The organism is Cellvibrio sp. (genome assembly GCF_053579595.1).
In genome coordinates, this window is sequence record NZ_JBRFPI010000144.1 from 1 (window position 1) to 10,070 (window position 10,070).

Consider the following 10,070-nt stretch of genomic DNA (forward strand, 5'->3'; position numbering starts at 1 on the left):
CTGGTTATTAGATCATCAAGCCATTCTCTGGACTGACAGAGAAGACTCAATTATTAATTATGCCGCGAAAGACCCATTTTCAGAAACACTCTGCTCCGCCTTGGAACTTTTGTGCAGACCAAACCAACTGCAGCCATTTTTGATTAAGCCTCAAGATTTCGATGTTCTTTCAAACGCCATATCAGGTATAGATAGACTGAACTCCGCCAGCAGCAACTCCGGCTACTTAAGAGAGCTTGCAGAAGAGGCTCCGATTGTAGAGCTGGTTAAAAGCGTTTTTGCCCAAGCTGTCGATAACGACGCATCTGACATCCATCTGGAGCCAGAAGAGACCAGCTTTAAAATTCGCTTCAGAATTGACGGTGTGCTTACCACAAGAATGACACTATCAAGGGATAAGTTCGATGCGGTTGCCTCAAGAGTTAAGCTGATAGCCAATATTGATATTGCCGAGCGCCGTCTTCCTCAAGACGGTAGCATATCAACTCGGGCCAGCGGTATGGATCTGGATATTCGCGTATCCACCTTACCCGGTGTATTTGGTGAATCTATTGTAATGCGGCTATTACCCAAAGACCGCACGCGCCTCAACCTTACTCATCTCGGTCTTTTTCCCGACCACTTGAAACAGATGCAACGCTGGGTAAGAGAACCACACGGTATCGTATTGGTAACCGGCCCTACCGGATCCGGAAAGTCGACCACACTTTATACCGCACTGGACGAGACCAACGAAAACGATAAGAAAATTATCACGGTTGAAGATCCTGTTGAGTTCAAGCTCAAGGGCATCACACAAATTCAAGCAAATGCCGATATAGGCTTAACATTCGCCAGCGCACTTCGGTCTATTTTGCGTCAAGATCCCGATGTAATTATGATTGGAGAAATACGCGATCTCGAAACGGCCGAAATCGCCATTCAATCGGCGCTTACCGGACACTTGGTACTATCAACATTACACACAAATGACTCGCTTAGCGCCTTCACACGATTAATTGATATGGGCGTAGAACCTTTTCTGGTCGCCACTCCTATTATCGCAACACAAGCACAGCGACTGGTGCGACGTCTGTGCGCACACTGCAGTGAACCATCTGCTCGACCAACAGCCATAGCCGACGAGATATCAGAACTTGCAGAGCAATTACAACTTAATATCACAGAGAATTGGCACCAAGCCAAAGGCTGTGAGAAGTGCCAAATGACTGGCTACAAAGGACGAGTAGGCATCTATGAAATGATTGATGTCACACCCGCCCTACAAGCCATGATACTTGAGCACACCACCACCGAAACCATGTACCAACTTGCAAAATCGCAAGGCTTTAGAACCTTGCGAGAAGATGGCCTATTAAAAGCAATGCAAGGATTGACCACCACAGAAGAGGTATTACGTATCACTCGCAGCAGAGCTAGCTTAGACACATGATTAACTTTAGCTATCAAGCGATCGACGATACCGGTCAATTGACATCAGGAACTCTTACAGCACCTGATTATCGCAGCGCGGCACGCCAACTCGAAGAGCGAGGATTAACATTAATCAAGCTAGACGAGACCAGCCAAAAGACAGCTCCTCATAAACATACAAGCGCAAAAGGCGTCTCACGCAAGGAACTTATTCTGGTCCTCTACGAAATTGTAACCATGTTAAGAGCCGGAGTCGGCCTTCACGAAGCGATTGAATCACAATGTAAATCGGGGCATTCAGCGGGTATGTTGTTTGCCTTCGAAAGCATGCTTGGACAATTGCGTGGCGGCACGTCGTTCACGCAAACACTCAAAAGCGTAAAGCTTCCCATACCCGAATACATCTATTATTTGGCTGAAGCTGGTGAATTGACCGGAAAGCTAGCCGACGCATTAGAGCAAGGAGTACAGCAGATGGAGTATGATCTGCAACTCAGTAGCGACACCCGCAATGCACTCATATACCCTGCAATACTGGTACTCTCGGGCATAATGGCAGTCGGCATAATGTTCCTGTTTGTCGTACCGAAATTCTCCTCGCTACTAGACGGGGACTCGGAATTACCGCTCCTTGCATCTCTTGTTTTGAACTCCGGCACATGGGTCAACGATAATAAAATTTTCATGGGCGTCCTGCTAGGAATAGCTATTGCGGGCTCAATAACCCTATGGAAACATAGTGGTTTTCGCATCATGACCCTAAACTATGCGAGCAAAACCCCTGTTCTAGGCTCTTGGATTAATGAAAGCGACATCGCTGTATGGGCGAAAATGTTAGGAGTTTTACTCTCGAACAAAGTACCGTTAATGACCGCTCTTTCGCTAGCTTCACGCGCATCAAGAATCCCTTGGCGAAAACTAAAAATGTCCCAGGTGATAAAGAAAGTAAAAGGAGGGGTATCGCTATCTCTTGCGCTTGAGCAGGAACAAGTTATAACTCCAACAGCGATTAATTTGGTTCGCGTAGGAGAAAAAGCGGGGGAGCTACCAGCCACATTAGCGTCAGTTTCGCGCCTATATGACCAAGCCAGCAGGAACCGCATGAAAAGCTTGTTATCACTTATTGAGCCGCTAGCCATATTAATTATCGGATCAGCTATTGGTACAATTATCCTAGGAATTGTTTTAGCAATTACCAGCGCCAATGATATTGCTGTTTAATCACCCATACGTAGAAGGCTCCATGAAAAAATTAAGCTTATACCCCAGAACATCTGCAGGCTTTACCCTTTTGGAAATGATAGTTGTCCTGGTTATCATAGGGCTACTAATGGGCTTGGTAGGCCCCAGACTTTTTAAGCAGGCAGACAAAGCAAAGGTGCAAACAGCTGAAACTCAAGTCAAAATGCTAAAAGGGGCATTACAAACGATGAGGCTTGATATCAATAGATTTCCAACAACCGAAGAGGGCCTCAAGTTACTTGCGGAAAAATCCCAATCTTCAGATACATCCTCTCTATGGGATGGTCCTTATGTAGAGGACGGCGTTCCTATGGACCCATGGGACCGCCCTTACATCTACAAGCTAGCTCCATCCAAGGAGCAGCCATTTGAACTCTATTCATTGGGTGCAGATGGCCAACCAGGCGGTGAAGACTACAACGCCGATGTAGGTTACCTTCCAGCACAATGAAACACTCTACATTCTCGCACAAGGGTTACACCTTGCTCGAATTAGTGGTCGTACTCGCCATCATGGGTATTATTATGGGGATGGCGACACCCAGACTTACCAAAATGTATGATGCTATGGAATTTTCACTTCAAAAAGACGACCTACTTTTTCAACTAGGAACAATACCATACAAAGCATTCTCAAAAGGACAAGAGATAAGCCTTGCTGAAGCGTTAACAGCTGGAAAAGACCAACTGATAGCGCTGCCTGAAAATTGGGAGTTTGATACCTCGGCTAAAAGTGTTACCTACAGCTCCTTGGGATTCTGTAGTGGAGGAACGGTTAAATTCAACAGATATACTAAAGTCATCACCGTTCAACTCACTCCGCCATTTTGCAAACCTGCACTTATCGAGTAACTCAATTATGCACCTCAGCAAACCTAAAGACTTGATGGCAGGCTTTTCTCTGCTAGAAGCCATAGTAGCCATTACCATGGTGGCAACTTTCGGCCTTGCCATTTTTTCATGGATCAACGGACTCTTGGTTAGCGTCAATAAAATTGAGCGCAACTATCAGAAAGATAGCATCAGCCGCAACGCTGCTGAATATATCTCTGATTTAAATATTATGAGCGTACCCAATGGCATTAAACAATTGGGACCATATGAACTTACATGGAATTCAGACTTAATTGAACCAATTCGGGAAGGAAAGTCTACGACCGGCTCAAAAAATGATTTTCTTGTCGGACTTTATCAAACAGAAGTAAAGATTGAGAAAAATGATGAGTTTATCGGCAGCATTAAGTTACGGCTCGTTGGCCACAAAGGCGAGATTAGCCCCATATTTCAATAAGAGCGACAAAGCAAATGCCTACTCCAATAATCAGGCACATGGCTTTACACTCCTAGAGATATTGGTCGTGCTTGTTTTGGTTGGACTTGTAGGCTCTTTGGTAATGCAAGGCTTCTCGTTCACTATAAATTTACAAGATCGTTTAAAGCGCCAGCTCATAAATAATCAAATTCACGATCTTCAAGAAATTTGGTTCAGGCAAGTGACAAGATCGTTTATTGAAACAGCACCTAACGAGAACCAAGCTGCTTTTCGAGGAACAAGCACCACAATAACAGGAACTGCCCTGATGGACCTGACAGGCAACGTGGGTATTCCCACAAACACATCATGGCATGTTGAAAACACCGAGCACGGCCAACAATTGTCATATACTTCGGAAAGTGTGCCCAAAACAATAGTTGCCAACTGGGATACCAACGACCTACGCTTTCAGTTTCTTGGCCATGACGGAGAGCTTTATGATAAATGGCCATCAAACCCTGGTGATAAAAACATACCTAAAGGAATACTATTAAGCTCGTCATCCGAAGAGCCCGTATTTTGGTACATCTCCGTCAGCAACACGCGCGCTCCGCCCGTAGAAACTTATGAATTCAACTAAACCGTTCATAACACACCCACAAGGATTTATCCTGGTGGGCACTATATGGCTGCTAGCAATTTTAGCGCTTGCAGCCGCAGTTTTTGCCAAATGGGTTGAGGCAGGCATTGCCACCGCACAAGAGCAACACAATTACACCCAAGGCGACATTGATATAGCCTCAACCGAGGCAACACTATTTTATCTATTAAGCACGCAAGGCATGTCTGCCGGAGGACTCACTGTACCGACGCCACAGGGAACAGAGCAGAAATTAAACATATCTTTAGACAACTTCTTATCGGGAGCACCAGCTTTTGAAGATGATATGGGGGCAGGACTTACCCAACCAACCGGCAATGAATTACGATTGGATGGCACAGCTTATCAAGGTACCGGATCAGCCTATTTCAGCATCGTAGATGAATCGGGACTGCTGAGCATCAACACCCCCAACAGCACAGGCCTTTACCTGATGTTGCTTTATCTAGGTTATGACGTATCGAAAAGCACCGACCTCATTGATAAATTACTAGATTTTAAAGATTTCGATGATGCTCACAGGTTAAATGGTGCAGAACGCTACCACTACATTCAAAAAAAACTCCCCCCCCCAGCTAATTCATTACTACTAACACGGTTTCAACTAAGCCGTATTATTGGATGGAAAGAGGCGAAAGAACTTTGGGAAACACCTAACCTCCTCGACAATCTTACCACCTCCCGAAAAGCGGCCATTAATATCAATACAGCCTCGAAAGAGGCTCTTGTTATTGCACTTAACCTCACTCAATCGCAAGCGGAGGCACTCGTTGAAGCCCGCGAAAATGCCCCCTTCCAACATTTACTAGACGCAGAGGCACGCAGCAAACAAAAGCTCACCGACCAATTCGATATCATAAGAGTATTACCTAGCGCAACCTTACGCATTCACTTTTGGCATAAAGGAGCGCGACTTGATCGTGAGGTTAGTATAGAATTAAACAATGTTGCCAGTCGCGGCGCGCCCTGGTTGATTGCCAGCGATATTTCCTTAAAATTACCTACCCACTATGTCAAGACTAACCCCGTCAAGCCTCAAACAAACCTTTTCGATCAGTAGGTATATTCAACTAAAGGATGAAGTTCAGCTCCCCGAAAAGCAGACCATCAGAGGACAATGGGTAATAGGGCGCAGCCAATGTCTATATAAAGTTTTTAATCTTAGTCGCACGCCAAAAAAACATCGCGCCCAAGCGCTCAACTTGCTTATCCAACGCTGGTCTCCTTTTTCATCCACTGCATCATATATAGCTTGGGATCAAACTCAAGCTATGGTATGGATTTGGGATAACGCTAATGCTCAGGAGAAAATAGCAGAGCTGGGCATTACGGTGGTCGAACAAATTCCAGAATCGATTCTCTACCCCAAAAACCAGTCATCAGCTACATGCATCGCATCTATAGATGGCGGATTCATATGTCAAATCTGGGAAAAGGAACTTTTACTGGCTGAAAAATGGCTGGCGACACCACCAAGCACAGACACATGGCTGCAAATAATAAGGGGAATCTCCCTTCCCTCCAATTCAAATACCAGTCCCGACGAGTTACATGAGCGCTTGCGCAAATCATCAATACACCCAGAAGAAATACCTTTATCAGCGAGGCCATGGGGCAACCGCAATAAAGTCATCCCCTTGTTGCAAACCTTAAAATGGGAACCTTGGGTTTTTGGCGCCGGTCTTACCGTAGTCGCGGCCGGTATATTATGGAACGCCACCGCAGTTGTCATAACACTTATTGCCATTAGCAATGTAGAGACGCGAATAGAGATCGCCTCAAAAAAACTTAACCCTGTATTGGAAGCCCGGGAAACAGCCATTTCAATCAATCAAAACATTAAAGAATTACTGAAAGCTGTAGACTTTCCTCAACAAAGGGCCCTGCTTGCAAATATAAGCAAAACAATGCAGGACCAAAATGCGGAACTTAAAGAATGGATGTATGCTCTAGATAAACTAGAAATAATTGTCGAAGGTGATAAAATCCAGACCCTCAAATTGCTACAGGCTCTGGAAGGGCTACCTTTTGTCATTTCCGCATCACTCGATAAAGCGCCACAAAACAATCAATATAAATTCATCCTCATCATCAGAACCCATCATGCTAGATAAACAGGAGTTCAAGCGAGAGCTTAAGCTGCAAGCAGAAAAGGCGAAGCTACAGCTTTCAGAAAATTTGCATCTACGCCTAGGGATCGGGCTTGTACTTTTTATCCTTATTTCGCAGCCCCTATGGTGGTTAACAGATTACCGAGCCGCACTAACTAGCGAACTGACTGCTGCGTTAGAAAACGAAGCCAAAATCACGCGAACAGCGAGCGAAAACCTTTGGACCGCCCGAGCTGAGCAAAGTAAAGAACTAGAACGACAACTAAACACAAAAATCGCATTAGCAAAATCACCGGGTATTGCTCAAGCTACCATGCAAAATTGGCTCTCAGATCTTGCATCCAATGAAAAGCTAAGTCGTACACGCATTGATGTGGACGCCCCGACCGAAATGACAGGCACTCCAGGAATTTACAGAGTTGCGGCGAAAGTAGATGCACTATTCGACGAGCAAAAAACAATCAATGTTCTTGCCCAAATAGAGCAGCACCCGTCATACTTAGTTGTTGAACGGGCGGAGCTTGGCCAAGCACGGCAAACACGAATGAGCCTGCTTATTGTGAGCTACTTCAAAATCACAAATAACAATAGTGCTGCTGCGCAATGAAATCAATGCTAGCCCTCCTCAACAAAAACCGCATTTCAAAAGTGCTGCCAATAGGTGCCGCACTCCTAGTGGTGCTCACAGCCTATATCACACTAAAACCCGCAATAGAGCTGATCGAAATACAATCCAAAGCTGATATCTGGCAAGCGGAAGAGTTTGTATCCGCACAGACAACAGCGGAAGATGCGGCCTACCTAAAAAATAATTATATATGGTCCACCACAAAGGCCAACAACATCAATGACTCCACCAACAAGAACCCGACAACATTGAAAGACTGGAAACTCAAAGGGATCATCAAGGAAGGCAATGAGTTCTGCGCACTTATAGAAGTGTTAAATCCGGAAAAAAGCAAATTGGAAATACTGCGCCTGTTTCAAGGTGATAGCTTGCCGAATAATGAGCTTCTAATAGAGATTACAGAACAGGCAATTTATTACGAATTCGAAGACGCAAAAAATCAACGAACCCTTTACCAAAACCCAAATAACGGCATCCAGTAACAACTCATGAACACTCACATAAATCTCAACCTGACCACCTCTGCACAGCGCATAAAATTTGCTTTTAGCCTGCTTATATTGGGCACTTTAACAAGCTGCAGCCCAATTCGCACTTACGATATGTCGATCCCGGAAACACTGGTAGATGGAAAATATAGCTCTGAAAAAAACATAACCAAAGATTCAACCGAATCAACTGAAGCTCAAAACTCTCCCTCAAAGGAAACAAAAACGCGCTTCAGCAACTTACCCAGCCAACCAGCCAAAACACTTGTTACTAGCGCACTCCAACTTGAAAATAAGATCCCCCTCACCGGGAAGCCAAGCAAACTGAATATTGAAGGATTACCCTTACCGGAATTTATTAATGAAGTTTATGGCAATCTGCTTGGACTCTCATTTCATTTGGATCCACAAATCAGCAACCTAAAAGACCTTGTCACCTTGCGGATAGATTCACCACTACCTCCCGAGGAGCTATATCAAGCGGGAGCCAATGTTCTTGAATCCTATGGCATATCAATTAAAGCAGACGGAGAGCTGCTTCAATTTAACTACTCTCCCACAGGGGCCAGAACCGAACCGCCGCTTATTGTTAGTGGAAATGCACTACCTAACGTACCCACAACGCACCGACCCGTTTTTTATTTAATGAATTTAAACGTTGTTGAGGCGCAGCAGGCGGTCAGTTGGCTAAGCCAGGCATTTGAAGGCCAAAAAGCCACATTTCGCTCAGACCCTGCGCGCAACGCAGTGTGGTTACAGGGCACATTAGAAGTGGTAAAACAGGCAGCCGAAGTAGTAAAGCTTGTAGACCAGCCTCTAATGCGGGGCCGCAATAGCATCCGCATAGAGCCTCGTTACCTCGGTGCCGACAAGCTCGCTCAGCGTTTAGTAGAGATGCTAAAAGCGCAAGGCTATAACGCTACCGTTGGGCAAAACGGCACCGTTAACTTCTTCGTTATTGAGGAAACCAACAGCATTATCACCTTTGCTGCCGACCCCAACATATTGAGCTTTGTAAAATCATGGGTTGAAGAGCTGGATAAACCACTTAAACAAACCAAAGGAGAGAGCGCCTTCTACTATGAAGTGCAAAGAACCTCTGCGACGAGCATTGCAGAAACCATAAATCAACTCCGCACCGGCCCCTCAATCAGCGCAACAGCTGAGTCAAATGGAGCTAAAGACACTGGCGCAGCACCGCGCAATAATCAGCTGGTTGTTGACCCTGCAAGAAACGCCCTTCTTTTTTACGGCACAAATAATGAGTGGATGAGTTTACTCCCTACTATTGAACAGCTTGATAAAGAAGCATTGCAGGTTTTGATTGAAGTAATCATCGCTGAGGTATCCCTATCCGATTCCCTGGACTATGGCGTTAGCTGGGCGGCCAACAATCTCAGCTCGGGCCTATTTGGTGCGGATTTGGCAAAAACCGTATCATTTTCTACGGGAAAAGATGGCTCCGGCCTACAATATTTCCCTATTAACAGCTCAGGCTCAGCTCGCGCCGTATTGAATCTGCTAAACAGCGACAGCAAGGTAAAAATTCTGCAAACCCCCAGAATTTTAGTGCGAAGCGGTGAAGAGGCGAACATTAACGTTGGCACCGACATTCCCATCCAGGCATCTACAATTACCAACCCGGATGCAGGGGGCGCAGTTACCCAACTCAACCAATATCGCAAAACAGGCAATAGCTTATCAGTAACACCAGTAGTGTTTGCCGGAGGACAAGTCGATCTATCCCTTAATCAGGAGTTGAGCACTAACCTAAATACCGACAACAGCCTTACACCCAGCATTTTTTCACGCAGCATATCTACAGCGCTAACAATTCAGGATGGTGGCTCAATATTAGTAGGCGGCCTGATTAACACCACCGAGAGTGATGGAGGCACCAAAATTCCTTACCTCAACAAAATTCCGGTGATCGGGAAAATACTATTCACTTCATCCAAGCGCGCCACCGAAAGAACAGAACTTATTATTCTCATCACCCCCTATGTAATAAAGAATAATAAGGATGCAGAAGCAGTTACCAAGGCATTTCGCAGCTCAATGTCAATAGAGAAGCCAGCGGACACTAAAGAATAACTCCAATTACACAACTAATCCTATCGATCCAGAATAGCTGTGCACTCGCCCTGTGCAGCTATCTATAACCTAAGCAAACTTAAAACCTGCCCCCCCAACACAAAGAGTCCAATTTTTAACCTTTCTGTTACTTCTTATTGCATATCAACATAGAGCAACACGAGGAAGAATTGGCATT

Annotated in this window: 11 protein-coding genes; all 11 read left to right on the top strand. The window is 45.2% G+C overall.

The window, feature by feature from the left end:
- The coding region (locus ACWA6V_RS10590) for a GspE/PulE family protein (RefSeq protein ID WP_449522458.1) at nt 1-1,432 on the top strand (1,432 nt) is incomplete at its 5' end.
- A complete protein-coding gene (locus ACWA6V_RS10595; RefSeq protein ID WP_449522459.1) occupies nt 1,429-2,634 on the top strand; it encodes a type II secretion system F family protein in 1,206 nt (401 codons plus the stop codon). The genes ACWA6V_RS10590 and ACWA6V_RS10595, both read left to right, overlap by 4 nt.
- Before the next feature lie 22 nt (nt 2,635-2,656).
- Nucleotides 2,657-3,106, top strand: a complete 450-nt coding sequence (gene gspG / locus ACWA6V_RS10600) for a type II secretion system major pseudopilin GspG (RefSeq protein WP_449522460.1) — start codon at nt 2,657-2,659, stop codon at nt 3,104-3,106.
- Nucleotides 3,103-3,507, top strand: a complete 405-nt coding sequence (locus ACWA6V_RS10605) for a pilus assembly FimT family protein (RefSeq protein WP_449522461.1) — start codon at nt 3,103-3,105, stop codon at nt 3,505-3,507. The genes gspG and ACWA6V_RS10605 overlap by 4 nt, the downstream gene beginning before the upstream one ends.
- Nucleotides 3,508-3,514: 7 nt before the next feature.
- Nucleotides 3,515-3,946, top strand: a complete 432-nt coding sequence (locus tag ACWA6V_RS10610) for a PulJ/GspJ family protein (protein WP_449522462.1) — start codon at nt 3,515-3,517, stop codon at nt 3,944-3,946.
- The gene (locus ACWA6V_RS10615; RefSeq protein WP_449522463.1) at nt 3,873-4,550 is read left to right on the top strand and encodes a prepilin-type N-terminal cleavage/methylation domain-containing protein; all 678 of its coding nucleotides are present in this window, start codon (nt 3,873-3,875) and stop codon (nt 4,548-4,550) included. Before ACWA6V_RS10610 ends, ACWA6V_RS10615 begins: the two co-directional genes overlap by 74 nt.
- The gene (locus tag ACWA6V_RS10620) at nt 4,537-5,631 is read left to right on the top strand and encodes a type II secretion system protein GspK (RefSeq protein WP_449522464.1); all 1,095 of its coding nucleotides are present in this window, start codon (nt 4,537-4,539) and stop codon (nt 5,629-5,631) included. Before ACWA6V_RS10615 ends, ACWA6V_RS10620 begins: the two co-directional genes overlap by 14 nt.
- Nucleotides 5,582-6,685 (top strand): hypothetical protein, encoded by a 1,104-nt coding sequence (locus tag ACWA6V_RS10625; RefSeq protein WP_449522465.1) that lies wholly within the window; start codon nt 5,582-5,584, stop codon nt 6,683-6,685. Before ACWA6V_RS10620 ends, ACWA6V_RS10625 begins: the two co-directional genes overlap by 50 nt.
- Nucleotides 6,675-7,289, top strand: a complete 615-nt coding sequence (locus ACWA6V_RS10630) for a hypothetical protein (protein WP_449522466.1) — start codon at nt 6,675-6,677, stop codon at nt 7,287-7,289. Before ACWA6V_RS10625 ends, ACWA6V_RS10630 begins: the two co-directional genes overlap by 11 nt.
- Nucleotides 7,286-7,792 (top strand): hypothetical protein, encoded by a 507-nt coding sequence (locus tag ACWA6V_RS10635; protein WP_449522467.1) that lies wholly within the window; start codon nt 7,286-7,288, stop codon nt 7,790-7,792. Before ACWA6V_RS10630 ends, ACWA6V_RS10635 begins: the two co-directional genes overlap by 4 nt.
- 120 nt (nt 7,793-7,912) lie before the next feature.
- A complete protein-coding gene (locus ACWA6V_RS10640; protein WP_449522468.1) occupies nt 7,913-9,892 on the top strand; it encodes a hypothetical protein in 1,980 nt (659 codons plus the stop codon).
- Nucleotides 9,893-10,070 lie beyond the last annotated feature (178 nt).

Coding starts and splice junctions, on each gene's coding strand:
- ACWA6V_RS10630 (WP_449522466.1), top strand. CDS start 6,675: ATGCTAGATAAACAGGAGTTCAAGCGAGAGCTTAAGCTGCAAGCAGAA.
- ACWA6V_RS10635 (WP_449522467.1), top strand. CDS start 7,286: ATGAAATCAATGCTAGCCCTCCTCAACAAAAACCGCATTTCAAAAGTG.
- ACWA6V_RS10610 (WP_449522462.1), top strand. CDS start 3,515: ATGCACCTCAGCAAACCTAAAGACTTGATGGCAGGCTTTTCTCTGCTA.
- ACWA6V_RS10595 (WP_449522459.1), top strand. CDS start 1,429: ATGATTAACTTTAGCTATCAAGCGATCGACGATACCGGTCAATTGACA.
- ACWA6V_RS10615 (WP_449522463.1), top strand. CDS start 3,873: ATGATGAGTTTATCGGCAGCATTAAGTTACGGCTCGTTGGCCACAAAG.
- gspG (WP_449522460.1), top strand. CDS start 2,657: ATGAAAAAATTAAGCTTATACCCCAGAACATCTGCAGGCTTTACCCTT.
- ACWA6V_RS10625 (WP_449522465.1), top strand. CDS start 5,582: ATGTCAAGACTAACCCCGTCAAGCCTCAAACAAACCTTTTCGATCAGT.
- ACWA6V_RS10605 (WP_449522461.1), top strand. CDS start 3,103: ATGAAACACTCTACATTCTCGCACAAGGGTTACACCTTGCTCGAATTA.
- ACWA6V_RS10640 (WP_449522468.1), top strand. CDS start 7,913: ATGTCGATCCCGGAAACACTGGTAGATGGAAAATATAGCTCTGAAAAA.
- ACWA6V_RS10620 (WP_449522464.1), top strand. CDS start 4,537: ATGAATTCAACTAAACCGTTCATAACACACCCACAAGGATTTATCCTG.